This is a genomic window from Rhodanobacter lycopersici (genome assembly GCF_040812335.1).
In the GTDB taxonomy this organism is placed as follows: domain Bacteria; phylum Pseudomonadota; class Gammaproteobacteria; order Xanthomonadales; family Rhodanobacteraceae; genus Rhodanobacter_A; species Rhodanobacter_A lycopersici.
On sequence record NZ_JBFOHK010000001.1, the window covers coordinates 1078634 to 1105402 of the forward strand.

General features: G+C 67.8%; 29 protein-coding genes and 1 riboswitch. Of the genes, 18 read left to right on the forward strand and 11 right to left on the reverse strand.

Translation table 11 applies throughout. The features are described 5' to 3' along the window. Positions 1-28: 28 nt before the first annotated feature. Positions 29-304 (reverse strand): hypothetical protein, encoded by a 276-nt coding sequence (locus tag ABQJ54_RS04895; protein ID WP_367853142.1) that lies wholly within the window; start codon positions 302-304, stop codon positions 29-31. Between the two features lie 42 nt (positions 305-346). Next, positions 347-718 carry a DUF423 domain-containing protein gene (locus tag ABQJ54_RS04900; protein ID WP_367853143.1) on the reverse strand — a complete coding sequence of 124 codons (372 nt, stop codon included), beginning with the start codon at positions 716-718 and terminating at the stop codon, positions 347-349. A gap of 79 nt (positions 719-797) precedes the next feature. Here ABQJ54_RS04900 and ABQJ54_RS04905 point away from each other — a divergent pair, with 79 nt between their 5' ends. Together ABQJ54_RS04905 and ABQJ54_RS04910 are read left to right on the forward strand one after the other, a co-directional pair. Beyond that, positions 798-1412, forward strand: a complete 615-nt coding sequence (locus tag ABQJ54_RS04905) for an SCO family protein (protein ID WP_367853144.1) — start codon at positions 798-800, stop codon at positions 1410-1412. Beyond that, positions 1409-1861, forward strand: a complete 453-nt coding sequence (locus ABQJ54_RS04910; RefSeq protein ID WP_367853145.1) for a copper chaperone PCu(A)C — start codon at positions 1409-1411, stop codon at positions 1859-1861. Before ABQJ54_RS04905 ends, ABQJ54_RS04910 begins: the two co-directional genes overlap by 4 nt. Positions 1862-1989: 128 nt before the next feature. On the opposite strand, the gene ABQJ54_RS04915 is transcribed toward ABQJ54_RS04910, so the two are convergent. The 7 genes from ABQJ54_RS04915 to ABQJ54_RS04945 form a co-directional block, all read right to left on the reverse strand. Further along, positions 1990-2847 (reverse strand): cytochrome c oxidase assembly protein, encoded by an 858-nt coding sequence (locus tag ABQJ54_RS04915; RefSeq protein WP_367853569.1) that lies wholly within the window; start codon positions 2845-2847, stop codon positions 1990-1992. A gap of 82 nt (positions 2848-2929) precedes the next feature. Continuing rightward, on the reverse strand, positions 2930-4849 hold the full coding sequence (locus tag ABQJ54_RS04920; protein WP_367853146.1) for a GldG family protein: 1920 nt from the start codon (positions 4847-4849) through the stop codon (positions 2930-2932). Between the two features lie 3 nt (positions 4850-4852). Beyond that, the gene (locus ABQJ54_RS04925; protein WP_367853147.1) at positions 4853-5587 is read right to left on the reverse strand and encodes an ABC transporter permease subunit; all 735 of its coding nucleotides are present in this window, start codon (positions 5585-5587) and stop codon (positions 4853-4855) included. Beyond that, entirely contained in the window at positions 5584-6519 is a 936-nt protein-coding gene (locus ABQJ54_RS04930; RefSeq protein ID WP_367853148.1) for an ABC transporter ATP-binding protein, read from the reverse strand. Before ABQJ54_RS04930 ends, ABQJ54_RS04925 begins: the two co-directional genes overlap by 4 nt. 126 nt (positions 6520-6645) lie before the next feature. After that, on the reverse strand, positions 6646-8001 hold the full coding sequence (locus ABQJ54_RS04935) for an SRPBCC family protein (RefSeq protein ID WP_367853149.1): 1356 nt from the start codon (positions 7999-8001) through the stop codon (positions 6646-6648). Positions 8002-8299: 298 nt separating this feature from the next. Continuing rightward, positions 8300-8941 carry a response regulator gene (locus tag ABQJ54_RS04940; protein ID WP_367853150.1) on the reverse strand — a complete coding sequence of 214 codons (642 nt, stop codon included), beginning with the start codon at positions 8939-8941 and terminating at the stop codon, positions 8300-8302. Between the two features lie 121 nt (positions 8942-9062). Continuing rightward, entirely contained in the window at positions 9063-10283 is a 1221-nt protein-coding gene (locus tag ABQJ54_RS04945; RefSeq protein ID WP_367853151.1) for a sensor histidine kinase, read from the reverse strand. A gap of 193 nt (positions 10284-10476) precedes the next feature. Here ABQJ54_RS04945 and ABQJ54_RS04950 point away from each other — a divergent pair, with 193 nt between their 5' ends. The 12 genes from ABQJ54_RS04950 to cfa all read left to right on the forward strand — a co-directional run bounded on the left by ABQJ54_RS04950 (position 10477) and on the right by cfa (position 20611). Further along, positions 10477-11097 carry a GNAT family N-acetyltransferase gene (locus tag ABQJ54_RS04950; protein ID WP_367853152.1) on the forward strand — a complete coding sequence of 207 codons (621 nt, stop codon included), beginning with the start codon at positions 10477-10479 and terminating at the stop codon, positions 11095-11097. After that, positions 11094-11858, forward strand: coding sequence for a septum site-determining protein MinC (gene minC, locus ABQJ54_RS04955; protein ID WP_367853153.1), 765 nt, complete (start codon positions 11094-11096; stop codon positions 11856-11858). The genes ABQJ54_RS04950 and minC overlap by 4 nt, the downstream gene beginning before the upstream one ends. Positions 11859-11912: 54 nt before the next feature. Then, on the forward strand, positions 11913-12728 hold the full coding sequence (gene minD, locus ABQJ54_RS04960; RefSeq protein ID WP_367853154.1) for a septum site-determining protein MinD: 816 nt from the start codon (positions 11913-11915) through the stop codon (positions 12726-12728). A gap of 4 nt (positions 12729-12732) precedes the next feature. Further along, positions 12733-13008 carry a cell division topological specificity factor MinE gene (minE, locus tag ABQJ54_RS04965; RefSeq protein ID WP_367853155.1) on the forward strand — a complete coding sequence of 92 codons (276 nt, stop codon included), beginning with the start codon at positions 12733-12735 and terminating at the stop codon, positions 13006-13008. Between the two features lie 170 nt (positions 13009-13178). Further along, the gene (locus tag ABQJ54_RS04970) at positions 13179-13691 is read left to right on the forward strand and encodes a hypothetical protein (RefSeq protein WP_367853156.1); all 513 of its coding nucleotides are present in this window, start codon (positions 13179-13181) and stop codon (positions 13689-13691) included. Between the two features lie 31 nt (positions 13692-13722). Next, complete coding sequence (locus ABQJ54_RS04975) at positions 13723-14802, forward strand: glycosyltransferase family 9 protein (RefSeq protein WP_367853157.1); 1080 nt, start codon at positions 13723-13725, stop codon at positions 14800-14802. Between the two features lie 156 nt (positions 14803-14958). Further along, positions 14959-16740: a DUF885 domain-containing protein gene (locus tag ABQJ54_RS04980; protein ID WP_367853158.1), complete on the forward strand. Its 1782-nt coding sequence runs from the start codon at positions 14959-14961 to the stop codon at positions 16738-16740. A 257-nt stretch (positions 16741-16997) separates the two neighbouring features. After that, complete coding sequence (locus ABQJ54_RS04985) at positions 16998-18104, forward strand: T6SS phospholipase effector Tle1-like catalytic domain-containing protein (RefSeq protein ID WP_367853159.1); 1107 nt, start codon at positions 16998-17000, stop codon at positions 18102-18104. 31 nt (positions 18105-18135) lie between these two features. Next, a riboswitch (Fluoride riboswitch) is annotated at positions 18136-18226 on the forward strand. Between the two features lie 57 nt (positions 18227-18283). Continuing rightward, the gene (gene crcB / locus ABQJ54_RS04990) at positions 18284-18676 is read left to right on the forward strand and encodes a fluoride efflux transporter CrcB (protein ID WP_437343316.1); all 393 of its coding nucleotides are present in this window, start codon (positions 18284-18286) and stop codon (positions 18674-18676) included. Between the two features lie 54 nt (positions 18677-18730). Next, positions 18731-19132, forward strand: a complete 402-nt coding sequence (crcB, locus tag ABQJ54_RS04995) for a fluoride efflux transporter CrcB (RefSeq protein WP_367853161.1) — start codon at positions 18731-18733, stop codon at positions 19130-19132. A 16-nt stretch (positions 19133-19148) separates the two neighbouring features. Further along, positions 19149-19496 (forward strand): DUF190 domain-containing protein, encoded by a 348-nt coding sequence (locus ABQJ54_RS05000; RefSeq protein ID WP_367853162.1) that lies wholly within the window; start codon positions 19149-19151, stop codon positions 19494-19496. Further along, the gene (gene cfa / locus ABQJ54_RS05005) at positions 19493-20611 is read left to right on the forward strand and encodes a cyclopropane fatty acyl phospholipid synthase (RefSeq protein WP_367853163.1); all 1119 of its coding nucleotides are present in this window, start codon (positions 19493-19495) and stop codon (positions 20609-20611) included. Before ABQJ54_RS05000 ends, cfa begins: the two co-directional genes overlap by 4 nt. A 115-nt stretch (positions 20612-20726) precedes the next feature. Here cfa and ABQJ54_RS05010 read toward each other — a convergent pair whose 3' ends face one another. Beyond that, a complete protein-coding gene (locus ABQJ54_RS05010) occupies positions 20727-21239 on the reverse strand; it encodes a hypothetical protein (protein ID WP_367853164.1) in 513 nt (170 codons plus the stop codon). A gap of 119 nt (positions 21240-21358) precedes the next feature. Between ABQJ54_RS05010 and parC the strand changes: the two genes are divergently transcribed. From parC to ABQJ54_RS05030, 4 genes are all read left to right on the forward strand, one after another. Beyond that, entirely contained in the window at positions 21359-23596 is a 2238-nt protein-coding gene (gene parC / locus ABQJ54_RS05015; protein WP_367853165.1) for a DNA topoisomerase IV subunit A, read from the forward strand. A 107-nt stretch (positions 23597-23703) separates the two neighbouring features. Next, positions 23704-24144: a hypothetical protein gene (locus ABQJ54_RS05020; RefSeq protein ID WP_367853166.1), complete on the forward strand. Its 441-nt coding sequence runs from the start codon at positions 23704-23706 to the stop codon at positions 24142-24144. Positions 24145-24211: 67 nt separating this feature from the next. After that, the gene (lplB, locus tag ABQJ54_RS05025; RefSeq protein ID WP_367853167.1) at positions 24212-24502 is read left to right on the forward strand and encodes a lipoate-protein ligase small subunit; all 291 of its coding nucleotides are present in this window, start codon (positions 24212-24214) and stop codon (positions 24500-24502) included. Then, on the forward strand, positions 24499-25275 hold the full coding sequence (locus tag ABQJ54_RS05030; RefSeq protein WP_367853168.1) for a lipoate--protein ligase family protein: 777 nt from the start codon (positions 24499-24501) through the stop codon (positions 25273-25275). Before lplB ends, ABQJ54_RS05030 begins: the two co-directional genes overlap by 4 nt. 84 nt (positions 25276-25359) lie before the next feature. Here the strand turns inward: ABQJ54_RS05030 and ABQJ54_RS05035 are convergent, their stop codons facing one another. After that, complete coding sequence (locus ABQJ54_RS05035) at positions 25360-26733, reverse strand: aspartyl protease family protein (RefSeq protein WP_367853169.1); 1374 nt, start codon at positions 26731-26733, stop codon at positions 25360-25362. Positions 26734-26769: the final 36 nt, after the last annotated feature.

Consider the following 26769-nt stretch of genomic DNA (forward strand, 5'->3'; position numbering starts at 1 on the left):
TTCCCGCGTCGACGCGGACCGCGCGCCCTCAGTCGGCAGACGCGACGGACAGCGGGCGACCGTTGCGCGCGTCGTAGAGGCGCACCGAACCATCCTGCGCGTTCGTCACCCGCAGCAGCTCACGGCCCCCCTCGGCACGATGCACCAGCGCGTCATACGCAGGCGCGGCGAGCGACGGCTCCAAGGGTGACGACAGGTGGTTGCGCAGGCCATCCACCGATACGAGTACCAGCAGCACGCAGGCGGCGAACAGGCCCACGGCCTTGCGCCAGGCGTCTGCGCGTTTGCGGGCGGCGGTATCCATGCCGCCATGGTGCGCGCCATGCGTGGCAAGGGCATGACACGCTCAATCGCGGAGACGGCGCAGCGACCAGCCCAGCGCGATCCAGCCCACCACGAAGGCCACGCCGCCGAATGGCGTGACGATGCCCACCCAGCGCGGCGCGCCGAGGGCCAGTGCATACAGGCTGCCGCTGAACAGCACGATGCCGAGCGCGAACGCCGCGATCGCGCAGCGGCCGGCGCCGACACCGACCGCCAGGACCAGGGCCAGCGCGTGCCATGCGTGGTATTCCACTGCCGTGTGCCACAACTCGCGATGGGCGGGATCGAGCACGCCGCGCAAGGCATGCGCGCCGAATGCGCCGAGCAACACCGCACTGGCGCCGGCGACGCCGGCAAGCAGGCCGGCATGGGATCGGACAGTTTGTCGCAGCATGGCAAGGCTCCGGAAACAGGCGATCGCGCAGCGGAGCCGCTGGCGTATGCTTGGACGGTTGCAATCCACGGATTCTCGCATGAAGTTCCCGCGCCCCCTGCGTCTCGCCCTGCTCCTGCTGTCGCTGACCGGTGCCCTGCTGCTGGGCGGCTGCCAGCATGACGCACTGCCGTTCAGGCTCACCAATATCAGCGGGCACATGCCGGACCTGCAGTTCCAGCTCACCAACGACAACGGCAGGCCGGTGAGCGCGGCCGACTACCGCGGCAAGGTGGTGCTGTTGTACTTCGGCTACACGCACTGCCCCGACGTCTGCCCGCTGACCCTTGCCCACCTGCACGTGGTGCTGCAGAAGCTGGGCAAGCAGGCCGACGACGTGCGCATCCTGTTCGTCAGCGTCGACCCCGCGCGCGACACACCGGAGGTGCTGCACGCCTACGTCAACGCCTTCGACAAGCGCGCGGTGGGCCTCACCGGCAGCCCCGGCGCGATCGAGGCCCTGGTCAAGCGCTACCGTGCCTCGTTCACCCGCGAGCCGGGCAGCCAGGGCGGCAACTACGAGGTCAGCCACAGCTCGGCGATCTACGTGTTCGACCGCAACGGCCGCGCCCGCGTGCTCTCCACGCCCGGCACGCCGCAGGACGACCTGGTGCACGACCTCGACCTGCTGCTCGGCGCGGGAGCATCCGCATGAACCGCCTCGCCCTGCCCCTGCTGCTCGCCGGCCTGCTCGGCACCGGCCTCGCACATGCCGGCCCCGTCGTGCATGTCACCGCCAGCCACGCCTGGATCCGCGTGTTGCCTGGCAGCTTGCCCGCCGGGGCCTACGTCACTCTCCGCAACGACAGCGACAAGGCCGTCTCGCTGACTGGCGCCAGCAGCCCTGCCTATGGCGAGGCGATGCTGCACGAAAGTTCCGCTGCGGGCGGCATGAACCGCATGACGATGGTCGACGCGCTGCCGATTCCCGCCCGCGGCATGCAGGCGCTGCAACCCGGCGGCTACCACCTGATGCTGATGCACGCGAAGCAGCCGGTGCGTCCCGGCGATACGGTGCGCGTGGTGCTGCAGTTCGGTAACGGCGGCACGCTGCCGGTGGATTTCACGGCACGGCCTGCGAACGCGGTGGACGACACACACTGAATCCTTGCGATCGTCCCTGATCGTGAAAGTCAAACGGGCGGTCATCCCTGACCGCACTTTTCAATACTCGACCCTTGCGACCGTCCCCGGTCGCGAAGTCAAACGGGCGGCCATCCTTGGCCGCACTTTCAATCAAGCGCAGCCCGGCGTGCCGTCTGCCAGGTCTTGCGCGGCAGGCGCCCGCTGCGCGACAGCCGCAGCCACTGGCGCAGCGCCAGCAGACCACCGATGGATTCCAGCAGTGCCGCCGGCACCCAGGTGATCACGCCGCCGATCATCTGTCCGGTGAGCACGTTGAAGGTGAATGCGCGACCGCAGATCTCGAAGATCGGGTAGAGATCGGTACGCGAGAACGTGACGATGGCGCCGGCCAGGATCTGCGGCGCCATCGTGATGCCGGGCGACAGCACGCGCATGCCTGCGCCCATGCGCCCCGGCGGGTGCGGCCGGTGGTCGAGGACCAGCGACCAGTAGACGAAGCCGCTGAGCAGCATCGTCCAGTTCATGAAGCGATAGACGCGCCAGTCCAGCATGGCCAGCGTCTGCATCGACGGCACCAGCCAGATCAGCACGAAGAACACGAACAGGACCGACGCCAGCAGCGGCTGGAACAGCACGCCGCTGACGACGCGCCACGGCCACGAACGCCGCAGCGGCTTCAGCCAGCGCACCCGCCAGCGCCGCGGCAGGCCCGCGCGCAGCACGCCGGCAGGGTACGAGGCGCAGATCAGCAGTGGCGCGAGGTGATGCAGCAGGAGTTGCTGCAGGCGATGCACGAAGAACTCGTGTTCGGCGTAGAAGTCCAGATAGGTCTGCAGCGTGAGCCAGATGATCGCCATGCCGACCCAGAACGCCACGCGGCGGCCGCGGCTCACGCGCAGCCGCCGGCGGCCGCGCCAGTACAGCACGCATGCCACCAGGAAGCTCGCGAGGAACACCCACGAGAACTCCCACGGCACGATCCATTTCAGCAGCGTTGCCATCAGCCCGATGTATCCGCGCACCACATCGTGCCCAGCATAACGCCCGCGGCAACGCGGTCCTTGCGGCGGATTGCCGCCCACACCATCACAGCCGCCGCCGGGTGCGCCGGGTGCGGCGCCAGCCGTACAACAGGCCCAGCAGCGCCACCAGTACGGGCACCACCACGATGTTGATCATCTTCAGGCGCAGGCCCAGCGCATCGATCTCGGCATTGAGCTGGTGCTGCACGTCGCGCAGCTCCTTGTTGATCGCCAACTGGCGCTGGCGGAACTGCTCGATTTCCTGCCGCTGCTCGGTGCCGATGCTGGCGGCATGGCTGCCGCCCTTGCCTGGCTGCAGCTCATCCAGCCGCTGCCGGGTCTCGCCCAGTTCGCGTTCCAGCTCCTGCTCCTTCTGCAGGAACTTCTGGTCGGCCACGTTGCGCAACGCCTCCACGCGGGTGAACGGCCGTTGCGAGGTGGAACGGCCGCGGATCGACAGCAGCGCCGAGGAACCGCTGAGGTTGTCCACCAGGTTGCTGACGAACTCGCCGTTGTTCGCGAACGGCCGCAGCATGATCTGACCCAGGATGGTCTGCGGCTCCAGCCACAGGCGGTCGCTGAGCAGATCGGTATCGGCCACCAGGATCACTTCGTCGTCGGCCGCGGAGCGCGCCAGATGACCGGGCTGGTTCGCGCGCTCGGGGAACGCGCTGGCGAAGGTTCCGCGCAGGCGCGCGGCGAACACGTAGCGGGTGTCGTCCGGCTTGTAGTCCTGCAGCAGCAGGGAGGGATTGTCGCTGGCCTGCAGCACCCGCTGCACCGGCACCACCTCGGCGTCGGGGCCGCTCTGCAGCAGCGGAATCAGCCTTGCCCCCGCGTTCGCGGCAAGGTCGAAATGGCCGGCGGTGGAGAGATCGATGCGCTGCAGGCTCGCGGTGACCACGTCATTGTGGTTGAGCGATTGCGCATCCAGCCCGAGCATCGCCGGGTGGCTGACATTGGCGCCGTTCAACTCGATGGTCAGTGCATGCGAACGATCCAGAACCACTTCGTGCGGGTCGTAGCGCACGCCCCAGGCCGCGAACAGCCGCGGCAGGTCGGAGCTGTGGTCGGGCAGCGCGCCGGTGGCCGGATCGCCCGGCGTACCGTCCAGCTCCGCATCCGGATCGACGAACACCACCAGGTGGCCACCGCGCAGCACGTACTGGTCAAGCGCGTACAGCGCATCCGCCGGCAGGTGCTTGGGATGGATCAGCAGCAGCACGCGGATGCCGGCACCGACCTGCTTCAGGTGATCCGGGTCGATCGCCTTCACGTCGAACAGCAGGGACAGTTGCTGCATCACCACCCAGGGCTGCTGCCCCAGCACCGGATTGCCTTCCACCGGCAGCGAGCTGATCACGCCGATGGGCGGCTTGCTGGACTGGTTGAGCTCGTACAACAGCTTGGTGATGTCGTATTCCAGGAACGACTCGCGCGACGGGTCCAAAAACGGGATTGCCAGTGAGCGCTCGGGCGTCGTCCCCTCGACCGCCTCGCCCTCGGTGCCGCTCGGCAGCACGCTGCCGGCGAGGCCGAAGAACACCCGCTCGCCGTTGCTGCCACCAGGGGCCGGGGTGAGGCCGGCGCCCTCGGCACTGGCCTCGTCGTCGGAGTACGGTATCGGATCGACCACCTGCAACTGCACGTGACCGTGCGAACGGGCTGCGATCTCCTGCAGCATGTCGCGCACGCGCTGCTCGTAGCTGCGCAGCTTGGGCAGGTCGCGCGTGGCATGCTCGGAGAAATACAGCGTGAGCCGCAGCGGCCGCTGCAGATGGTCGACGATCTGCAGGGTGCCTGGCGAGAGCGTGTACAGCCTGTCCGCGGTGAGATCGATGCGCCGCGCGCGCAACCAGTGCCCGCTCGACACGATCAGCGACACGAAAACCAGAATCAGCAGGACCAGCGCGGCATAGATCGCGGCGCGCCGGCCAAACCGCAGCCGGGTGGTGAACACGCTGGGCAGGTGCAGGCGGCCCATGGTTCAACGCACCCGTTTCAGTTCGAGCAGCAGCACGCCAGCGATCAGCCAGCCCACCGTGCTGAGGACGAAATAGGCCAGATCGCGCAGGTCCAGCACGCCGCGCGCGATCGCCTCGAAGTGGCGCAACATGCTGAGATAGGCCATCGCGTTGACCAGCCTGCGTGGCAATGCGCCGGAGAAGAAGTCCAGCACCTGCGGCTGGCCGGCCAGGATCAGCAGCACGCATACCGTGGCGGTGAGCACGAACGCCACCACCTGGCTGCGGGTGAGTGCGGACAGGCAGGCGCCGATCGCCACGAAGCTGCCGGCCATCAGCCAGCTGCCAAGGTAGCCCGCGAAGATCACGCCGTTGTCGGGCGAACCGAGGTAGTTCACGGTAAGCCAGATCGGGAAGGTCAGCGCCAGCGCCAGCCCGATGAACAACCAGGCCGCGAGGAACTTGCCCAGCATCGCCTGCCACAACGTCAGCGGCAGGGTCAGCAGCAGCTCCAGCGTGCCGCCCTTGGCTTCCTCCGCCCACATGCGCATGGTGACCGCAGGTACCAGGATCAGGTACAGCCACGGGTGCACCACGAAGAACGGCTGCAGGTCGGCCTGGCCGCGCTCGTAGAAATCACCCGTGTAGAACGTGAGGATGCCCGCCAGCACCAGGAAGATGACCAGGAACACATAGGCCATCGGCGTCACGAAAAAGCTGCGCAGCTCGCGCCGCATCACTGCATTGACCGGACTCATGCCGACGCCCCTTCCTGCGCGGTGGTGATCTGGCGGAACACTTCGTCCAGTCGCCCGCGCTCGAGCTGGATCTCGGAAACTTCCAGTCCCTGCTCGCGCAGCAGTTGTTCCACCGGCTCCAGAATGCGCACGCCAGGCTTCGGAAACACGGTGATGCGCCCGTCCAGCGGATCCACCTCGATCGCCGCCACCTGTGGCAGTCGTCCCAGCATCTCCTGCGAGACGCCGCTGCCCGGTGCGCTGAAGGAAACCGCCCCGTGGTAGCGCGAGCGCGCCTCCAGTTCGGCGGGCGTGGCGTCGGCCAGCAATCGGCCGCGCGCGACGATCACCACGCGGTTGCACAGTGCGTGCACTTCCTCCAGCAGGTGGGTGGAGATCAGGATCGTGCGCTCGCGCGCCATCGCATCGATCAGCTGCCGCACCGCGTGCTTCTGGTTGGGGTCGAGGCCGTCGGTGGGCTCGTCCAGCATCAGCACTGGCGGATCGTGCAGAATCGCCTGAGCCAGCCCCACGCGCCGCCGCAGGCCCTTGGAAAGCGTGTCGATGCATGCCTCCAGCACGTCCTCCAGTTGCAGCCGGCCCACCACTTCGTCGAAACGGCGCCGTCCCATCTCGGCGGTGAGCTTGCGCATGCGCGCGATGAACACCAGGAATTCGCGCACCGTCATCTCGCCGTAGCTGGGTGCGCCTTCGGGCAGGTAACCCAGTGCGCGTCGGGCGGCCAGCGGCTCGCGCTGCACATCGTGCCCGCAGACTCGCGCAGTACCGGAGCTGGGTGCGAGGAAGCCGGCGATCATGCGCATGGCGGTGGACTTGCCTGCGCCGTTGGGACCGAGCAGGCCCAGCACCTGCCCCGGCTCGGCACGGATGCTCAGCGCATCCACCGCGACGAGATGGCCGTAGCGGCGGGTGAGTCGTTCGGTCTCGATCATGAATGGGCGGGCGGCGAAATCATCTGCAATGTACCGCAAGGGCGCGGGAAGGTTCACAGCCGCGACAGCACAAAAACAAAAAGGCCCTTCCGGGGAAGGGCCTTTTGATGAAACGGCGAGCGGCGCTCAGTGGCTGCTGGCGGCTGGTGCCGGGGCGGTGCCGGCCGGTGCCGGGGCGGTGCCAGCAGGGGCCGGGGCACTACCAGCGGCAGCCGGGCCTGCCACTTCCAGCGTCGGCTGCTTGATGCCGGCAGCCTGCTCCGGGGTCTGGTCCGGCGCGTTGGTGATCGGCAGGTACACGTCGTACTCGGCGTAGCTGGTGATGTTGCCCTGCGCGTCCTTCACCTCGGGCTTGGCCTCGATGTCATAGCTGCGGTTCACCACGTCGTCGAACTTGTAGCCGTGGGTCAACGCATAGGCCTTCAGCTCGTCGCGGGTCTGCGGCACGCCGGCGGCAGTACCGTTCCACACACCTTCCAGCGCGGGACCGCCGAACGCCAGGGTGGCGCGCACATTGCCGTCGACGACGAGGCGGCCCAACTTGTCGTGGTCACCCGGCTTCAGCGTGTCCGCGGCAGCAGGAGCAGCGGCGGTGCTGGCCTCGGCCAGCGCGCTGGTGTCCAGCGCAGGCGGCGTCGGCGCGGTGAGCTGCTGGGCCTGGCCGTTGACGTTGAGCGAGCTGGAGTCGATCGGCATCGCCACGTCGAAGGTGTAGGTGGTGTCGCCGTAGTTGGTGGTGAAGAGGATGCGCGGACCGGTGACGTTCACGCCCAGCTTCTTCGCCGTGGCCTGGATCTGCGCCACCGCCTTGTTGACGGTGTCGGCCAGGCCTTCGATGCCGTCCTTGCGCTGGATCGAAGCCGGCACCAGCAACACCGGGGCCTGCTCGGTCTGGCGGATGTACGGGATCAGGTCCTTGTAATCGACGTTCGGCACCGAAGCCAGCACGTTCTGCAGGTTGTTCAGGCCGAACTCGATGAACGAGTCGGGATCGCCGTGGATGTACAGGTTGGCGAAGCGGTTCACCAGGTTCCAGCCGTACTTCACGTCATACGACCAGGTGATGTTGGTGAGATTGTTGCGGCTGCCCTGGCGCTCCAGCGCGAAAGTGAAGGTCTTGTCGTAGCCCTTCCAGCCATTGTCCAGGTCCCACACGATCTGCGCGGTCTTGGCAGTGTCGTCGACCTTGTTGAAATCCGGAGTGGCGCTGTCGATGGTCAGCGAGCCATTGGCCGCCCTGGGGTCGCTGCTGGTCCAGTTCACCTCGGCGCCGGGGCCGTAGGCCTTGCCGGAGAAGTTGTACTTGACGTGCGGGTCGTACGTGTTCAGCACCGAGTATTCGGGCAGGCGGTGGAAGTTGTCCAGCACGTCGTAAACCTGGCGCATGTCCTTGCCGACGACCAGCGATCGCTCGATGTGGCCGCTGCCGGGCATGATCACCGCGGCCAGCACGCCGATCGCGATGACGATGACCAGCGCCATGAGAAATTCAAGAACACGAACACGCATCATTCCAAGGTCTCCGAGCGTCTGTACGCGGTACTCAGGTGTTGCCCCAGCCGTCGCGCGAGCCATGGCAGCGGCTCGATCGCGGGGAGACGACCGGGGGTCGGCAAATGCCGAAGGACTGGATGTTACTTGCTCATGCGCCGGAACGCCATCGGGTTCCGGCAAGCCGTATGGACGGCCGCAAGGCCTTGTCGCGACAGGCTTGTCGGCCCGCGACCGACATTGCGCCGCAGCATCCGCGGGCGCATGGAAGCGCGGCTCCGCGGCGCGCTCAGACGATGCCCAGCTCCAGCGCCTTCAGCACGGCCCGGGTGCGGTCGCGCACCCCCAGCTTGGAGAGGATGTTGGAGACGTGGTTCTTCACCGTGCCCTCGGCCACCTTCAGCGAGTTGGCGATCTCCTTGTTGGAGTAGCCGCCGGAGAGCAGGCGCAGGATTTCGGTCTCGCGCTCGGTGAGCGGATCGGGCTGCTCCAGGCTGGTGAACTGGTTCTGCATGCGGCTCACCCCGGCCAGCAGGCGCTGGGTGACCATCGGCGCCACCAGCGAGCCGCCACCGGCCACGGTACGCACCGCCTCCACCAGCTGCTCCAGCGAAACATCCTTGAGCAGATAGCCGCGCGCGCCGGCCTTCAGGCCCTGCAGCACCAGCTGGTCGTCGTCGAAGGTGGTGAGGATGATGGTGGGCGGCAGCTCGTTGCGCGCGGACAGCGCCTGCAGCACCTCCAGTCCGCTCATGTTCGGCATGCGCAGGTCCAGCAGCACCACGTCGGGCTTGACGCGCGGAATCTCCTGTACGGCCTGCGCGCCATCGGCGCACTCGGCCACCACGCGGATGTCCTGGGCCAGATCGAGCAGCGAACGCACACCCTGGCGCACCAGGTTCTGGTCGTCGACGAGACAGACGGAAATCATCGCGGATCCTCGAAGCAGTCGTCGTTCCGGCACACCGGCGCACGACAAGGGGAACAAAGCGGTATCCGAACCGGGGCATTCTGGCATGCGGAAACCGCGCGGCGCGAACCTGTACTGTGCATCAGGGCACACTCAGCGCCGGCGGCTCGATGCGCGAGGGCGCATGCGCCAGCTCCTGCTGTTCGCCCAGCGGCAACCGTACGGTGAGTGCGAAGCCCTCGCCCGGCGCGGTCTCCAGCGTCATGCTGCCGCCGAACTCGGCCAGCCGCTCGCGCATGCCGGACAGGCCGTTGCCTGCCTCCGGCTGCGTGGCGCCGCGACCGTCGTCGCGCGCATGCAGGCCCAGCAGGCTCGGCCCGGCGTAGGCGAAGGTCAGCCACAGGTTGCGCGCGCCGGCATGCCGCGCGGTATTGGTGATGATCTCCTGCGCACAGCGCAACAACACCTGTGCACGGCGCGGATCCTCGACGCTGAAACGCGGCGGCATGGTGACGTGCACCTTGAGCCCCGGCACGCCCTCGGTGAGGCTGCGCAGCGCCTGGGTGAGATCGATCGCATCGTCCTGGCGCAGCTCGCTCACCGCCTCGCGCACGTCGGCCAGCAGATGCTTGGCCGTGGCCTGGGCCTTGCGCACGTGCGCGCCGGCATCCTCGTTGCAGACGTGGCTGGCCACTTCCAGGTTGAGGCTCAGCGCGGTGAGGTGATGGCCGATCAGGTCGTGCAGCTCGCGCGCGATGCGCATGCGCTCGGCCAGCCGGCTGGACTCGGCCAGCAGTGCGCGGGTGGCGCGCAGTTCGGAGTTGAGCCGGCGCAGCGCTTCGCGCTCCTCGGTCTGCTGGCTGGCCACCACCGAGGCGATGAACGCCAGCGCGCAGATGCCCAGGTAGATGATGGTCTGCAGGAAGGCCAGCGCCAGGGTGGGATATTCGGGAAAACGGGTGAACACCGCCACCAGGCAGATGTTCTGCACCACGATGCAGAGCACGCCCAGCCAGAACGGCAGCAGCCACGGCAATACCATCGCCATCACCGTCAGGAACATCGCCGTGAGGCCGCTGTGGCTGTACCAGCCGATCGCCAGCGACGCGAGCGTCATCAGCATCAGGCCGAGCAGGCGCAAGCCGAGGTGGCGCCGCGAGCCGAGGTCGTAGGTGACCGCCCAATACAGCACGCCGAACACCAGGTAGCAAAGCGACCACAGCAGCAACGCGAAATTCGGGCGATGCAGCAGGACCAAGCGATCGGTCGCCCAGTGCGTGAGCAGCGGCGTACCCACGCACAGGTAGGTGAACAGTCCGGCATAGCGCAGCAGCCGGATATGGCTGAAATTGACCTGGGGCATGCCGTACATCATTGGACACGCGCCCGGCCCGTGCAATGCGCGGGAAGTCATCCCTGCCGAAAGGCATGCAACCGCTTTACGGAGCCTTTACATGTGGCGGCGCGAGGTGTGCAGGTGGCGGGTGCATGCCATAATGCGCCATTGTCGCGAGGCCATGCCGGCCTCGGCCCACTCCATCCCTGCGGAGCAACGAATGGCCCTCGCCATCCGCGACGTCAGCGAGCACGACCTGGACGCCGTGCTGGCCCTCAACAACGCCGCCGGTCGATCCATCATCGCCCTCGATGCCGCGCAGCTGCGCTACTTCTTCGAGCGCGCCGACTACTTCCGCGTGGCCGAGATCGACGGCCACCTCGCCGGCTTCCTGATCGCGCTGCGCGAAGGCGGCGACTACCACAGCCCCAACTATCGCTGGTTCAGCGAACGCTATCCGGCGTTCGCGTACATCGATCGCATCGTGATCGCCAACGCCTATCGCCGCCACGGCCTCGGCCGCATCTTCTACTGCGACGTCACCAGCTACGCCGAGGTGCGCGTGCCGCTGCTCGCCTGCGAGGTGTTCCTGGAGCCGCGCGACGACGTGGTCGTGCTGTTCCACGGCACCTATGGCTTCCAGGAAGTGGGCCAGCAGCGCATGGGATCGAAGAAGGGGCGCCAGGTGAGCCTGCTCGCCAAGGAGCTACCCAGTTACGCCTACGTGTGCACCACCTGGCTCGAACACGGCGGTCTGCCCGACCTCCCCTGGCTGGCCGAGCGCCTGCATTCGGCGCCCGCCGCCAGCCCGCGCCGCCTCGCCGGGGAGCGCCGCCCGTGAACGCGAAGATGGATACCGACGACGCCTGCGACCTGCGCTTCGGCCAGGTCGGCATTGCCAACGTGCGCATCAAGCGCGTGGATGCCGCCGCGCTGTGCGAAGAACTGGAACGCCGCGTGCGCTCCGCGCCGCAGCTGTTCTCCCGCGCTGCCGTGGTACTGGATCTCAGCCACCTGCTGAAGCTGCCCGACGACGGCGCGGTCGATGCGCTGCTGGAAGCCGTGCGCAGCGCCGGCATGCTGCCGGTGGGCCTGGCCTACGGCACCAGCGAGACCGAGGCGCTGGCCCGGCGCATGGGCCTGCCGCTGATCGCCAAGTTCCGCGCCGCCTATGAGCCGTCAGGCGGTGCCGTTGCGCCGCCCGTCGCACCCGAGCCTGTCGCCACGACGGCGCCGGCACGCGAAGCGGCACCGACCGAACCTGCAGAACGGACGCAAGGCACGCTGCACCACGACGGCGCTGTGCGCTCGGGCCAGCAGGTCTACGCGCGCGACCGCGACCTCGTGGTCACCGGTGCCGTCGCCAACGGCGCCGAGGTGATCGCCGACGGCGACATCCACGTCTACGGCGGCCTGCGCGGCCGCGCGATGGCCGGCGCCCAGGGCGACACCGATGCGCGCATCTTCGTGCACGACTTCCGCGCCGAACTGGTGGCCATCGCCGGCCACTACCGCGTGTTCGAACAGATACCGAAAGACCTCGAAGGCCGATCCGTGCGATGCTGGCTGGAAGGGGAAAAACTGCTGCTGGCCAAGCTGTGATCGGCCGCGACTGCAACAATCACAACGACAAGAACGTTCCCGGGAGATGGTTCCTTGACTGCTGAAATCATTGTTGTCACCTCGGGCAAGGGCGGCGTCGGCAAGACCACGACCAGCGCCTCGCTCGCCACCGGCCTGGCGATCGCCGGCAAGAAGGTCGCGGTGATCGACTTCGACGTCGGCCTGCGCAATCTCGATCTCATCATGGGCTGCGAGCGCCGCGTGGTGTACGACTTCGTCAACGTCGTGCACGGCGAAGCCACGCTGAAGCAGTCGCTGATCAAGGACAAGCGCCACGAGAACCTGTACGTGCTGGCCGCCAGCCAGACCCGCGACAAGGACGCGCTGACCCAGGAAGGCGTGGAGAAGGTGCTCGACGGCCTGTCCGAGGATGGCTTCGACTACGTCGTGTGCGACTCGCCCGCCGGCATCGAGAAGGGCGCGCATCTGGCGATGTATTTTGCCGACCACGCCGTCGTGGTGGTGAACCCGGAAGTCTCCTCCGTGCGCGACTCCGACCGCATCCTCGGCCTGCTCGCCAGCAAGACCCGGCGCGCCGAGCGCGGCGACGGCGCAATCAAGCAGCACCTGCTGCTGACCCGCTACAGCCCGGTGCGCGTGGCCAGCGGCGACATGCTCAGCGTGAAGGACGTCGAGGAGATCCTCGGCATCAACGTGGTAGGCGTGATCCCGGAATCGGAACAGGTGCTGGCCGCCTCGAATTCGGGCGTGCCGGTGATCCTCGATCCGAATTCGCACGCCGGCCAGGCCTACAGCGATACCGTGGCCCGCATCCTCGGCGAGGAGCGTGCCCTGCGCTTCCTCGAAGTGCCGAAGAAAGGTTTCCTGCAACGCGTATTCGGAGGCTGACCCGATGGGCATTCTCGACTTCCTGAAGCGCAAGCCCGAGCCCACCGCCGGCCTCGCCAAGGAACGCCTGCGCATCATCGTGGCGCAGGAGCGCTCCACCCGCGGTGCGCCGGATTACCTGCCGCTGCTGCGCAACGAGCTGCTCGAGGTCATCAAGAAATACGTCCACGTCGACCTCGAGGCGATCAACATCAACGTCGAGCGCGACAGCGGGCACGAGGTGCTGGAGCTGTCGGTGGCGCTGCCCGAGGGCAAGGCCGCGACCAACCCCGCGACCTGATGCCTTGCTCCCCTCCCCTTCGCGGAGAGGGCTGGGGGGTGAGGGGCCACGACGGTCTCGCACCTGTCGCTGCAGCAAGGTTCTTTGCTTTCAAAGCACTCCAAAGATCGGCCTTCCCGCCAGCCTGACCCCTCACCCCAACCCTCTCCGCGGAGGGGGAAGGGAGCGCAATGTCCAGCCCTGTATTACACCTCGCCGACATCGACACCACCGCCGTCGAATCCCTGCTCGCCCGCTACGGCCTCGCCCTGCAGGGCGTGGACGACGGCGTACCGATCCCCGGCAGCTACTGGGGCGACGAAGAGGCCGGCATCATCGGCCACACGGTCTACGCGCGCGGCGACACGCCGGTGCACTCGCTGCTGCACGAGGCCTGCCACCTGATCGTGCTGCCGCCGGAACGGCGCGCCGCCGTGCACACCGACGCCACCGACTCGATCGAGGAAGAGGACGCCGCCTGCTACCTGCAGATCGTGCTGGCCGACGCCCTGCCCGGCGTGGGCCGCATGCGACTGATGGCCGACATGGACGCCTGGGGTTACAGCTTCCGGCTCGGCTCCACCCGTGCCTGGTTCGAGCAGGACGCCGAGAACGCGAGGCGCTGGTTGATTGAACGCAGCCTGCTCGCGCCCAACAGCACGCTTCCCGCCCCTGTCGACGCTACGATGCGCGCCACTGGCTGACATTCCCGACCACTCACCCCGCAGGCCCGCCGTGGCGCGACCCCCGCACGAATCCTTCGATCTCGACCACCTGCGCCGCCGCGTGGCGCGCGGCCTGATGCGCCTGCTGTTCGGCACACCCGCGCAACCCAGCGGCGAACCGCTGCCGCGCCGGGGCATCCATCGCATCCTGGTCTGCCACGTCAGCCACACGCTGGGCAACGCGCTGCTGCTGACGCCGCTGATCCAGGAACTGGAAGCCACCTGGCCCGGCGCCCAGATCGACATCGTCACGCGCAGCCAGGTCGGCCGGGAGCTCTACGGCCACTACGACCGCATCGGCCAGGTATTCCAGCTGCCCGCGCACGGCTTCGGCCATCCGCGCCAGTGGCTGCGCGGACTGCGCGGCATGCGCAAGGCGCATTACGACCTGGCGATCGATGTCGACCCGCAGTCGCAGACCGGTCGCCTGCTGCTGCTGAAAGCACGCGCCACCTGGACGCTGGGTTTCAGCGGGCCGAAGAAGAGCGGCAGCGTGACCCACGCGATCGAGGTGCCCGAGCACGTGCAGAGCAAGGGCCAGCGCCCGGTGTACCTGTTGCGCCAGGCGCTGGGCGGCATCGCCGAAGCCGACTACCCCGTGCCGGACATTCGCCTGGACGAGGCCGAACGCGCCCAGGGCCGACGCGTGCTGGAGCGCGTGCTGGCCACGACACCGGCCGCCGCACAGCACGGCAAGGTCATCGGCGTGTTCGCCAACGCCACCGGCCCCAAGCTGCTCGGCACGGACTGGTGGAATCCGCTGCTGCAGACGCTGGAGCAGCTGCGCCCGGACTGCCGGCTGGTGGAGATCGTACCGATGTCCGGCCGCTCCATGCTCGACTCGCACTACCCCGGCTACTTTTCCACCGACCTGCGCCAGCTTGGCGGCGTGCTCGCCAACCTCGACGGCTACCTCAGCCTCGACTGCGGCATCATGCACCTGGCCTGCGCCTCGCGCGTGCCCACGCTGGGCATCTTCACCACCACCCGCGCCGACGAATGGGGCCCCTACGGTCCGAGCAACCACGTGATCCACGCCTACGGCCTCGCGCCCGAAGCAGTGGCCCGCGAACTCGCCGCGCGACTGTAGGAGCGCACCCTGTGCGCGAATGCTTTTGGCTCTGATCGAAGCATCAGAGCATTCGCGCACAGGGTGCGCTCCTACACTGCCCCATGCTGCGCTAGTCTTCCCGTGTCGCCGCGCCGCCACATGCGGATAGCCCACCACGCCACGGGGAAACTCTCGATGAAGCCGCTCACACGGATCACCTGCGCCTTTGCTCTCGCCCTGCCGCTGGGTGGCACCGCCCTCGCCACACAAACCGCGCCAACAGTCGCCACCGCGACAGCGCCCGCCGACCAGGCCTTCGCGCAGCTGGCCGACCATTATTTCGACGACTACTACTTCCCCGCCAATCCGAGTACCGCCACCACCGACGGCCTGCATGCCTGGGATGGCAAGCTGGAGGACTACTCGCGCGCCGGCGTCGACACCAGCATCAAGGCGCTGAAACAGTGGGAGGCGCGCGTTGCCGCGGTGGACCCGAAAACCCTGAGCGAATACGTGCAGGGCGACCGCGACCTGGTACTCAACAACATCCGCAGCACCCTGCTCACGCTGGAGACGATCCGGCCGTGGCAGAAGAATCCCGACAGTTATTCCAGCGGCATCACCAGCAGCGCGTTCACCCTGATGGAGCGCAAGTTCGCGTCGCCGGAGACGCGCCTGCGCGCCCTGATCGCCCGCGAGAAGCAGATGCCCGCCGTGCTGGCCGATGCGCGCAGGAACCTCGACAACCCGCCGGAGATCTACACGCAGATCGCGCTGGAACAGCTGCCCGGCCTGGTGAGCTTCTTCCAGCATGACGTGCCGTCCGCGTTCGCCGACGTCACCGACGCGGATCTCAAGAAGCAGTTCGCCGCCAGCAACGGCGCGGTGATCAAGGCGCTGCGGGATTACCAGGCCTGGCTGAAGAGCGACCTGCTGCCGCGCTCGCACGGCGACTTCCGCATCGGCGCCCAGGCCTTCCGCGACAAGCTGAAGTACGACGAGATGGTCACCCTGCCGCTGGACCAGCTGATCGCGATCGACATGGCGAACATGCGCGCGAACCAGCAGCAGTTCGCCAAGGTGGCGCATGAGCTCGATCCGACGAAGACACCGCAGCAGGTGCTGGCCGAACTGGCCGCCGACCACCCGGCGCCGGACAAGCTGCTGACCGTGTTCCACGACAGCCTCGGCAAGCTGGTGGCCTTCATCCGGCAGCAGCACATCATCACCATTCCCTCGGACGTGCTGCCCACCGTGGAGGAAACGCCGCCCTTCATGCGCGCCACCACCTTTGCCTCGATGGACACACCCGGGCCGTACGAGACGGTGGCGAAGGAGGCCTACCTCAACGTCACCCTGCCCGACCCGTCGTGGGACAGGCAGCACACCGACGAATTCATGGCGCAGTTCAGCTATCCGGTGATCAACAGCGTGGCCACGCACGAGGCCTATCCTGGCCATTACGTGCAGTTCCTGTGGATGCACCACCTGCACGACCGCGTGCGCAAGCTGCTGGGCGCGAACACCAACGTGGAAGGCTGGGCGCACTACTGCGAGCAGATGATGCTGGACGAGGGACTGGCGCAGTTCCTCTACCCGCACGACCGCCGCCAGCAACTGCTGCTGCGGCTGGGCCAGCTGCAGGATGCCCTGCTGCGCAACGCGCGCTTCGTCGTCGGCATCAAGCTGCACACCGGCCAGATGACGATGGCGGAGGCGGTGGATTTCTTCGTCAAGGAAGGCTACCAGTCGCGCGCCGTGGGCGAGGTGGAAACCAAGCGCGGCACTTCCGATCCCACCTACCTCTACTACACGCTGGGCAAGCTGGAGATCCTCAAGCTGCGCACCGACCTGGCAGCGAAGCAGGGCAAGAACTTCAACCTGGAACGCTTCCACGACGCATTCATGCAGCAGGGCTTCGCGCCGATCGCGATCGTGCGCAAGGCGATGCTGCACGACGACTCGCCGGTGCTGTGACACGGCACGTCATCCACACCGCGTTGTCGGTGCTGACCATCAGGTGATACGTCGTTTCGACGGACGCGGCCGCGTGCCACCAGGAGCCTGTCGGGCTTTGATGGTCGAGGCGAGAATCCGGTTGTGTAAGGACAGATTTTCGACAATTCGCCGCACCACGGTGGTTCCATGGGGCAAGAAATGGCGGAAATATGGATCACGCAGCCGGATTCGCAGGCTGGCCAATCAAAGCCCGACAGGCTCCCAGGGAGGACGACATGAGCAAGCGCAGGCTGGTCGTACTGATCGACGGCACCTGGAGCAGGCCCGAGTCGAACACCAACGTGGAGCGCCTGCGCCGGCTGATCGCACCGAGCGACGCGGCTGGCATCGAGCAGCTCGTCCACTACGTTACCGGCGTGGGTGAGGTGCCGGGCCTGGCCTACCTGCTGGGCGGTGCGTTCGGCTACGGCCTGTCCGGCAACGTGAAAGACGGCTACCGCTGGCTGTGCGGGCAATGGCGTCCCGGCGACGAGATCTGGCTGTTCGGCTTCAGCCGCGGCGCCTACGCCGCGCGCAGCCTCGGCGGACTGCTCCGCAAGTGCGGCCTGCTGCGCCGTGACGGCAACGCTGTCATCACCAGCGCCGCCGTCGCGATGGCCTACGCTTTCTACCGCGACACCGCGATCAAGCCAGGCGACGACGCCGCGATGACCTGGCGCGCCACGCACTCGCTGGAGACGGACATCCATTTCATCGGCGTGTGGGACACCGTGGGCGCGCTGGGCATCCCATACACCGCCGCCTGGTTCCCGTTCGCCCGTGCGCATTACCGGTTCCACGACACCGACCTCAGCCGCATCGTCAAGCACGCCTACCAGGCGCTGGCGCTGGACGAGCACCGGGCCGCCTTCGCGCCGTGCAAATGGATGCGCAACCCCGCCACGCTCGCCCCCGGCGAATCGCCCACCGCGAAGAAGCCGGAGCAGATCGAGGTGGAGCAGCGCTGGTTCGTGGGATCGCACGCCGACGTGGGCGGCGGCAACGGCCACGACGCGACCGGCCACCACCCCGATCCGCTGCCGGACCTGCCGCTGGCCTGGCTGCAGCACAAGGCGATGGCGGCGGGGCTGGCCTGCAACGAAGTCTACGTGCCGCCCCCGGATGCCGCTGCGGGCGTGCCGCGCGACTCCTATGCCGAATTCATGCTCGGCATCTACAAGACGTTCAGGCCGCCGTTCGACCGGGTGATCGGCAACGGCGTCAACGAAACCGTGGACGAATCGGTGTGGCGGCACGCCAGGCTCGTTGCCGGCTACCTCTCGCCGACACTGGCGCGGGCGCTGCGCGACGACGTGATCGCCGCGCCGCCCGGCGTCGCTTGACCGCCGCCCCGCCGCATCGGCTAGCATGCCGGTTCATGAGGGAGATGGCATACCTCCCGTTCCCAGCGTGGGACGAACCGCTCCAGTGCGAATGCACCGAAGCTGATGATGCCTGCACCACCGGATTCCGGCGGCGCAGGCGTGCCTGTCGCCGCGAACCATCGCCATGCAGACAGGAGATGCCCGACGTGAGTTTTGCTGGATTCGTTGCCGTGGGCCTGGGCGGCATGCTGGGCTGCTGGCTGCGCTGGATACTCGGCATGCTGTTGAACCCGGTATTCCCGACTTTGCCGCTGGGCACCCTGGCGGCCAACCTGGTCGGCGGCATCGTCATGGGTCTGGTGATGGCCGTGTTCAGCCATTTCCCGGCCATACCGCAGGCCGTACAGCTGTTCGCCACCACCGGCTTCCTCGGCGGCCTGACCACTTTCTCCACCTTCTCCGCCGAAGCCAACACCCTGCTGCTGCGCCGGCAGACGCTGTGGACCTTCATCCACGTGCTGGCTCACCTCGCCGGCACGCTTGCCCTGACCATGCTCGGCATCGTCCTCGTCCGCGGCGTGCTGCACTGACATGCCCATGCCAGGCACATCGAATCACCGAAGCACCCGACGGGAGACGGCGCCGTGAATTTCTCCGGATTCCTCGCCGTGGGGCTGGGCGGCTTGCTGGGTTGCTGGTTGCGCTGGATTCTGGCCGTGCTGCTCAACCACCTTTTCCCCAACCTGCCGCCCGGCACGCTCGCCGCCAACCTCATCGGCGGCTTGCTCATGGGTTGCCTGATGGGCGTGTTCGAGCGTTTCCAGACCTTGCCGCAAGCAGTACGCCTGTTTGCGGCAACCGGCTTCCTTGGCGGCCTGACCACCTTCTCCACCTTTTCGGCGGAAGCCAACACCTTGATCCTGCGTGGACAATACATGTGGTTTGGTCTGCACGTGGCAGCCCACCTCTTCGGCACCTTGTCCCTCACCCTGTTCGGCATCTTCCTCGTCCGAAGCATCCTGCACCGTTCCACGACGGCCCATTGATTCGAAGGAGACGGAAATGACCCCGGAAACCCTGATCGACGGTGTGCAGCTGCGCTTCTACATGCACATGCACGCACGCCACGACGGCCTGCTGGTCTCCGAGTGGCTGCTGGAACTGGCGAAAGAGCAGAAGCTCGGCGGCGGCTCGGTATTCCGCGCCATCGCCGGCTTCGGCCGCCACGGCGTGCTGCACGAGGAGGCCTTCTTCGAACTCGCCGACGATCTGCCGGTGGTGGTGGAATTCCTGCTGCGCGAAAGCGAGGTCGAGGCCTTGCTGCAACAGGTGCGCGCCGCCGGCGCGGCCCTGGTCTATTCACGCGTGCCGGCGCGTTTCGGGGTGCTGGGCAACGAGGAAAACCGATGAGCCAGGATTCATTGAAGCAGCGCGCCGCCGACCTGCTGGATCTTGCCGGCGTGCATATCGACGGCGGCGCACCCACCGACATCCACGTGCACGACGAGCGCATCTACGCGCGCGTGTTCGCACATGGCTCGCTGGGCCTCGGCGAGGCCTACATGGACGGCTGGTGGGACGTGGACGACCTGCCCGGCTTTTTCGCCCGCCTGCTTGGTTCGCACGTGGACGAACACCTCCGCACGCTGGACACCGTGATCGCCCACCTCAAGGCGCGCTTCGTCAACCTGCAACGCGGCGAACACGCGTTCGAGATCGGCAAGGCGCATTACGACCTCGGCAACGACCTGTTCCACGCCATGCTGGGCAAGCGGCTGGTGTACTCCTGCGGCTACTGGGCGCAGGCCGGCAACCTGGACGACGCGCAGGAGGCCAAGCTCGACCTGGTCTGCCGCAAGCTGCAACTCAAGCCCGGCCAGCGCGTGCTCGACATCGGCTGCGGCTGGGGCGAGGCGCTGAAATATGCCGCGGAGAAATACGGCGTCAGCGGCGTAGGCATCACCGTGTCCGAGCAACAGGCCGGATTCGCCCGCGAGCTGTGCCGGGGCCTGCCGGTCGAGGTCCGTCTGCAGGACTACCACGAGATCGACGAACCGTTCGACGCCGTGTATTCCATCGGCATGTTCGAGCACGTGGGCGGCAAGAACTACCGCGCCTACTTCGAGACCGTGCGCCGCTGCCTGAAGCCCGGCGGCCTCTCCGTGCTCCACTGCATCGGCAGCAACGGCACGCCCGCGCAACCCGACCCGTGGATCGAGAAATACATCTTCCCCAACTCGATGATCCCGGCGATGAGCCAGGTCGCCGACGCAATGGAGAACCTGTTCGTGGTCGAGGACTGGCACAACTTCGGCCCCGACTACGACCGCACCCTGATGGCCTGGCGCGCCAACTTCGACGCCGCGTGGCCGGAGCTGTCGCAACGCTACGACGAGCGCTTCCAGCGCATGTGGCACTACTACCTCGGGGCCTCCGCCGCGGTATTCCGCAGCCGCCGCGACCAGCTCTGGCAGCTCACCCTGAGCCCCGACGGCGTGCCGGGCGGCTACCGCGTGCCGCGCTGATCGCGCCCCGCCGCAATCCGGCAGGGTATTCGCCACGGTTGGCGCAATGCACCTGGCCGAACCTGCCTACGCGCAAACCCGACTGGCCAGGCCGGAATCGCCATCCGGACCGGCCTCAGAAACTGGCCGTGAGTTCCGTGACATGGACGGTCTGCCGGCCGAGGCGGATGGTGTAGGAATCCATCTTGCCCAGATCCCTGTATGAAGCACTCAGGCTCGCGGCAACGACGCTGTGCTGCTTGCCGCCGCGCGGGTCGGGCGCCACGACCGGCGCTGGCGCTTCGGCAATCTCGATGCTGTAGGCGTGACCCGGCTGCACGTCCTGCGCATCGAACGAAAGCCAATTGACGACCTTGCCGTCGGAAGCGATCACGCCGATCCGGTGCTCCCCGGGCAGGACCCGCACCCACACCCTTTTGCCGCCGTTGTAATGATTCCAGGTGCTCCTGTCGTCGACCCGGACGATCCCGCAGGTAAAGTCGGGAGTATCCACGCAGGAGAAGATCGCCGTATCCGCCAGCGGATGCCGCTTGTCGGCATAGGCGATCTTCGGGTGCCTGTCGACGATCGATGCGCAACCTGCCAGCAGGACGCAGGCCAGAACCGCGATAGTGCGTGGATAAGGCATCGGTCCCGCCCGGATTGCAGCCATTTTCGGCCATTCTCATTCTAGCCTAACCGGCTCCCCATCTGGCACCATCGGCCGGCTGCGCGCCCCGCCGCGCATCCCCCGATCGAAGCCAGCGCATGAACCTGCAAGCCAATTACGAACAGATCCCGCTCAAGGAATACGCCGAGCGCGCCTACCTCGACTATTCGATGTACGTGGTGCTGGACCGCGCCCTGCCCTTCGTGGGCGACGGCCTGAAGCCGGTGCAGCGACGCATCGTGTACGCGATGAGCGAGCTGGGACTCGCCGCCAGTGCGAAGCCGAAGAAATCCGCCCGCACCATCGGCGACGTGATCGGCAAGTTCCATCCGCACGGCGACACCTCGTGCTACGAGGCGATGGTGCTGATGGCGCAGCCGTTCTCCTACCGCTACCCGCTGGTGGACGGCCAGGGCAACTTCGGCTCGCCGGACGATCCGAAGAGCTTCGCGGCGATGCGCTACACCGAGTCCAAGCTCAGCCCGATCGCCGAGGCGCTGCTGGGCGAGCTGGGCCAGGGCACGGTGGACTGGGTGCCGAACTTCGACGGCACGCTGGAAGAACCCTCGTGGCTGCCCGCGCGCGTGCCGCACGTGCTGCTCAACGGCTCGATGGGCATCGCGGTGGGCATGGCCACCGACATCCCGCCGCACAACCTGCGCGAGCTCGTCACCGCCTGCATCCGCCTGCTGGACGAACCCGAGGCCACGGTGGCGGATCTCTGCGAGCACGTGAAGGGGCCGGACTACCCCACCGAAGCGGAGATCATCACCTCGCGCAGCGAACTGCTGGCGATGTACCAGAACGGCACCGGCTCGGTGCGCGCCCGCGCGGTATACGTGCGCGAGGAAGCCAACATCGTGATCACCGCGCTGCCGCACCAGGTCAGCCCGTCGAAGATCCTGGAGCAGATCGCCGCGCAGATGCGCGCGAAGAAGCTGCCGATGATCGAGGACCTGCGCGACGAATCCGACCATGAGAACCCGATCCGGCTGGTGCTGGTGCCGCGCTCCAGCCGCGTCGATGCCGACGAGCTGATGCCGCACCTGTTCGCCACCACGGACCTGGAAAAGAGCTTCCGCGTCAACCTCAACATGATCGGCCTGGACGGCCGGCCGCAGGTGAAGGATCTCCGGAAGATCCTCACCGAATGGCTGGCCTTCCGCACCAGCACGGTCACGCGCCGGCTCAACCACCGCCTCGCCAAGGTGGAGCGCCGCCTGCACCTGCTGGAAGGCCTGCGCATCGCCTATCTCAACCTGGACGAGGTGATCCGCATCATCCGCACCGAGGAGGAGCCGAAGGCCGTGCTGATGGCGCGCTTCGGCCTCAGCGAGGAACAGACCGACTACATCCTCGAAACCCGCCTGCGCCAGCTGGCGCGGCTGGAAGAGATGAAGATCAACGCCGAGCGCGACCAGCTGGAAGAGGAGCGCGCCCGCATCAACGTGCTGCTGAAATCGCCGGCCAAGCTCAAGGGCCTGATCAAGGAAGAACTGCGCGCCGACGCCGAGAAGTACGGCGACGCGCGCCGTTCGCCGCTGGTCGAACGCGAGGCCGCGCAGGCGCTGGACGAGAGCGCGCTGGTGGCCAGCGAGCCGGTCACCGTGGTGCTGAGCCAGAAGGGCTGGATCCGCGCCGCCAAGGGCCACGACATCGACGCCGAGGGCCTGAGCTACCGCGAAGGCGACGGCCTGCTCGCCGTCGCCAGGGCGCGCACTACCCAGCAGGTGGCGGTGATCGATTCCACCGGCCGCAGCTACTCCACGCCAGCGCATAGCCTGCCCTCCGCGCGCGGCAACGGCGACCCGCTCACCGGCCGCTTCACCCCGCCCGCAGGCGCCAGCTTCGACGCGCTGGTCGCCGGCGACAATGACACCCGGCTGATCCTCGCCACCGATTTCGGCTACGGCTTCGTCACCCGCTTCGAGGCGCTCACCGGCCGCAACAAGGCCGGCAAGCAGATCATCTCGCTGAGCGACGGCGCGAAGGTGCTGGCGCCGCAGGCCAGCGCCGATCCGGCACGCGACCGCATCGTGGTAGTCACCACCGAAGGCCACCTGCTGATGTTCTCGGTGGCCGAGCTGCCGGAACTGGACAAGGGCAAGGGCAACAAGCTGATCGAGGTACCGAAGAAGCAGCTCGCGGAAGGCGAGCGCGTGGCCGGTGTCGCCGTGGTCGCCGAAGGCAAGGGCGAGGTCACGATGTACGCCGGTGCGCGCAAGCTCACCCTGAAATGGGCGGACCTGGTCGAGTACGGCGGCAACCGCGCCAGCCGCGGCGGCCTGCTGCCGCGCGGCCTGCGCCGGGTGGAGCGGATCGAGACCACGGGCTGACGGAGCAGGCCGGAACTTCCGGCCGCGACCAGCCGTCCAAGCCCATGGCGTGTCCACCGCGGCGCGGCGTCGCGCGTTGTACACGCCATCTCCCGGAGCATCGCCCCATGAAACGGCTAGTCATCGCACTCACCGCCAGCCTGCTGGCCACCGCGGCCCTGGCCCAGACTTCCGGCCAGTCGCTCAACCTCAAGCTTCCGCCGCAGAACGACCTGCCGCCCTCCGACCTGCCCGCCCATGCCTCAAGCACGTCCAAACCCGCCAGCAGCAGCGTGCCCGGCGTGTATTACGGTGACACCAGCGGCAGCACGAGCGCTGCGGACGAGCACACCGCCAGCGCACAGCGCTGCGACGACTCCACCTACAACCAGGCGCAGATGCACGGCAGCGTGGGCATGGGCGTGATGGCCGGCAACCACATGAGCGGCAACTACCAGACCGGCTCGGTCAGCGTCACCAAGAACCTCGGCGACTGCGACCACCCCAGCGGCGGCGTCAGCTTCTCGATCGGCGTGGGCCAGGGCAACTTCCACGGCCGCGGCTGGTAACGCCTCACCGCGTTAGAATCACCGCTTCCGTTCCGGCCCGGCCGGACGCCATGGATGCGCGCAGGCAATGCACGGCGAATACAAGATGCCCGGCGGCAAGCTGGTGGTGGTCGACCTCGCGCTGCACGACGGCCGGTTCGCCGGCGTACGGCTGAGCGGCGACTTCTTCCTGGAACCGGACGCGGCGCTGCCGGCCATCAACGCCGCCCTGGAAGGCCGGCCGGCCGACGCCGCCGACAGCGCGCTCGTCGCCGCCATCGACGACGCCCTGCCCACGGATACCACGATGTACGGCATCTCCAGCGAAGCCATCGTCGTGGCACTGCGCCGCGCGCTGCAGGAAGGGGAGGCCGGATGAGCCGCAGCGACTGGCGCGACCACGACTGGCAACTGGTCCATGCCGCACCGCAGGCGCCGCTGCTGCACATGGCGCTGGACGAGGCGCTGCTGGCGGAAGTCGGCGCTGGCCGCCGCCCACCCACGCTGCGGCTGTGGGAATGGGCCGCGCCTGCCGTGGTGATCGGCCGTTTCCAGTCGTTGCGCAACGAGGTGGATGGCGATGCCGCGCGGCGCCGCGGCATCGAGGTGGTGCGGCGCATCTCCGGCGGCGGCGCGATGTTCATCGAGCCGGGCAACACCATCACCTATTCGGTCTACGCACCGCTGTCGATGGTCGAGGGACTGAGCTTCCAGGAGTCCTACGCGCTGATGGACGCCTGGGTGCTGGAGGCACTGCGCGAACTGGGTATCGAGGCCTGGTACCAGCCGCTCAACGACATCGCCTCCGCCGCGGGCAAGATCGGCGGTGCCGCGCAGACCCGCCGCAACGGCGCGCTGCTGCACCACGTCACCATGGCCTACGACATCGACTCGGCGAAGATGCTGGACGTGCTGCGCATCGGACGCGAGAAGCTCTCCGACAAGGGCACGGCCAGTGCCGCCAAGCGCGTCGATCCGCTGCGCAGCCAGACCGGCCTGCCGCGCGCGGCCGTCGCCGGACGCATGCTGGCCACCTTCCGTCGCCTGCACGGGCTCGCCGACGACCACTTGCGCGAGAGTGAGCTGGCGCTGGCGCAGGCACTGGTGCGCGACAAGTTCGGCAGCGCGGCCTGGATCGGCGACGTGCCCTGACGCCGTTGCCCGCTCTCTCCCGAGCCTGCCGGAGAAAGAGAAAGCAACCGCTCGATGCGACACGCACGCCAACCTGCATCAACATCAAGGCGCTGCGGTCGACACCACAGCCGGATGCCCGGTCTTCGCCCTGGGCGGCCCGAGCGCCAGCCGCATCCTCCCGAAGTCGACCGACCACCAGTCGAATGCACCCAGCACATCCTCGCCGAGCACGTTCGGCGAGGCGCCCGTGCCATCGGCCAGTTCCACGTCCAGCCCGGCCAACGTCGTCTCGCGGTCGCCCACGCGCACGTGCGCGCCGGGCCAGATCACCGTGCGCCGTTCCACCGCACCGCCGGCGCCCGCCACATGCGCACGGCGCGACGACAAGCCCCTCAGCAAGTCCGCGTGACGCCGCGCAAAGGCCGCCGACAGCGCCGAACTCGCCGCGCCGCTGTCCAGGTGCATCGCGACCGGCACGCCGCCGACCTCCGCCCGCACGAACATGTCGTTGCCGGCCATCAGCAGATTCTCCGTCCCGGCATCCGACGGGCCGGGCGTCGACAGCGACGGCTCCAGCCGACCGGCGGCGGTGATGCGGAAACGCTGCAGGGCCCGCAGCACGGGAAAACCGAGTATGGCGTCGATCCGGTAGCCGCCCGGCACCGGCATGGCCAGTTGCGCGTCGTCCAGCACCAGGAAGGCCACGTTGTGCAGGGTCAGCCCGGCGAAGCGCACGGTGTCGGCCAGACCCAGCCGCACCGCCACCGCATCGCGGCTGGAGCTGCCCACGCTGGCGCCGCCCTGCTGCAGATGCAGGCCCAGCCGGCGTGCGGTCGACAGCGACACCACCGAGAGATTGGCGCCGGTGTCCAGCACCGCCTCCTGCGCCCGACCGTCGATGTTCGCCGTCGCCCGTGGCAGACCCACCTTGTCCTTGTGCACCGGCTCCGCATGCGGCTGGTATGCGACCAGCCGTTGCACCGGCAGTGCGGCCAGCTGTATCGCCATCATGGCGGTCTGCGCGGCATCGGCCCGCTTCGCCGCATCGGCACCGGATGCCGCCAACGCGGCCTGCAGCTGTTGCGCCGCCTTGGCCGCCCGCGCGTAATCGCCGTCAGCGAATGCGGCGTCGGTGGCGATCTCCCAGGCGATGGCGCGCTGCCGCGGACTCCGTGGTTTGCCGGCGAGGAACCGGTCCACCAGCTGCGAGGCTTCCGCAGCGTCCAGTCGCGCCACCGCGATGCGTGCGCGGGCCAGCAGCGCCAGCGAAGGGATGTCGATCCGCGGCAAGGCGGCGCGCAGCGTGAAGATTTCCTGCCCGGGCGCCGCCAGCATCGCCTCCACGGTGGCGGCGCGCAACGGTGGTGCCGATGCCTGCGCCGCGATGCAGCTTGCGCCGCCACCGAGCGACAGCAGCAGCCCGGCGACAAACCCCATCCCGCGGCAGCGCCACGGTCGAACGACCCGGTACGACATGCTAGATTCATCCTGTCTCGTGAACATAATTTATCG

What these genes read in the sequence shown, in the direction of transcription:
- ABQJ54_RS04895 (WP_367853142.1), bottom strand. Translation starts at nt 304, where the DNA reads ATGGATACCGCCGCCCGCAAACGCGCAGACGCCTGGCGCAAGGCCGTG.
- ABQJ54_RS04920 (WP_367853146.1), bottom strand. Translation starts at nt 4,849, where the DNA reads ATGGGCCGCCTGCACCTGCCCAGCGTGTTCACCACCCGGCTGCGGTTT.
- ABQJ54_RS04970 (WP_367853156.1), top strand. Translation starts at nt 13,179, where the DNA reads ATGTCCAGCCCTGTATTACACCTCGCCGACATCGACACCACCGCCGTC.
- ABQJ54_RS04980 (WP_367853158.1), top strand. Translation starts at nt 14,959, where the DNA reads ATGAAGCCGCTCACACGGATCACCTGCGCCTTTGCTCTCGCCCTGCCG.
- ABQJ54_RS04905 (WP_367853144.1), top strand. Translation starts at nt 798, where the DNA reads ATGAAGTTCCCGCGCCCCCTGCGTCTCGCCCTGCTCCTGCTGTCGCTG.
- minE (WP_367853155.1), top strand. Translation starts at nt 12,733, where the DNA reads ATGGGCATTCTCGACTTCCTGAAGCGCAAGCCCGAGCCCACCGCCGGC.
- ABQJ54_RS05010 (WP_367853164.1), bottom strand. Translation starts at nt 21,239, where the DNA reads ATGCCTTATCCACGCACTATCGCGGTTCTGGCCTGCGTCCTGCTGGCA.
- ABQJ54_RS04930 (WP_367853148.1), bottom strand. Translation starts at nt 6,519, where the DNA reads ATGATCGAGACCGAACGACTCACCCGCCGCTACGGCCATCTCGTCGCG.
- parC (WP_367853165.1), top strand. Translation starts at nt 21,359, where the DNA reads ATGAACCTGCAAGCCAATTACGAACAGATCCCGCTCAAGGAATACGCC.
- ABQJ54_RS04935 (WP_367853149.1), bottom strand. Translation starts at nt 8,001, where the DNA reads ATGGCGCTGGTCATCGTCATCGCGATCGGCGTGCTGGCCGCGGTGATC.
- ABQJ54_RS04945 (WP_367853151.1), bottom strand. Translation starts at nt 10,283, where the DNA reads ATGCCCCAGGTCAATTTCAGCCATATCCGGCTGCTGCGCTATGCCGGA.
- cfa (WP_367853163.1), top strand. Translation starts at nt 19,493, where the DNA reads ATGAGCCAGGATTCATTGAAGCAGCGCGCCGCCGACCTGCTGGATCTT.
- ABQJ54_RS04985 (WP_367853159.1), top strand. Translation starts at nt 16,998, where the DNA reads ATGAGCAAGCGCAGGCTGGTCGTACTGATCGACGGCACCTGGAGCAGG.
- ABQJ54_RS04925 (WP_367853147.1), bottom strand. Translation starts at nt 5,587, where the DNA reads ATGAGTCCGGTCAATGCAGTGATGCGGCGCGAGCTGCGCAGCTTTTTC.
- ABQJ54_RS05020 (WP_367853166.1), top strand. Translation starts at nt 23,704, where the DNA reads ATGAAACGGCTAGTCATCGCACTCACCGCCAGCCTGCTGGCCACCGCG.
- ABQJ54_RS04940 (WP_367853150.1), bottom strand. Translation starts at nt 8,941, where the DNA reads ATGATTTCCGTCTGTCTCGTCGACGACCAGAACCTGGTGCGCCAGGGT.
- crcB (WP_437343316.1), top strand. Translation starts at nt 18,284, where the DNA reads ATGCCCGACGTGAGTTTTGCTGGATTCGTTGCCGTGGGCCTGGGCGGC.
- ABQJ54_RS05000 (WP_367853162.1), top strand. Translation starts at nt 19,149, where the DNA reads ATGACCCCGGAAACCCTGATCGACGGTGTGCAGCTGCGCTTCTACATG.
- lplB (WP_367853167.1), top strand. Translation starts at nt 24,212, where the DNA reads ATGCACGGCGAATACAAGATGCCCGGCGGCAAGCTGGTGGTGGTCGAC.
- ABQJ54_RS04910 (WP_367853145.1), top strand. Translation starts at nt 1,409, where the DNA reads ATGAACCGCCTCGCCCTGCCCCTGCTGCTCGCCGGCCTGCTCGGCACC.
- ABQJ54_RS04950 (WP_367853152.1), top strand. Translation starts at nt 10,477, where the DNA reads ATGGCCCTCGCCATCCGCGACGTCAGCGAGCACGACCTGGACGCCGTG.
- ABQJ54_RS04900 (WP_367853143.1), bottom strand. Translation starts at nt 718, where the DNA reads ATGCTGCGACAAACTGTCCGATCCCATGCCGGCCTGCTTGCCGGCGTC.
- ABQJ54_RS05030 (WP_367853168.1), top strand. Translation starts at nt 24,499, where the DNA reads ATGAGCCGCAGCGACTGGCGCGACCACGACTGGCAACTGGTCCATGCC.
- ABQJ54_RS05035 (WP_367853169.1), bottom strand. Translation starts at nt 26,733, where the DNA reads ATGTCGTACCGGGTCGTTCGACCGTGGCGCTGCCGCGGGATGGGGTTT.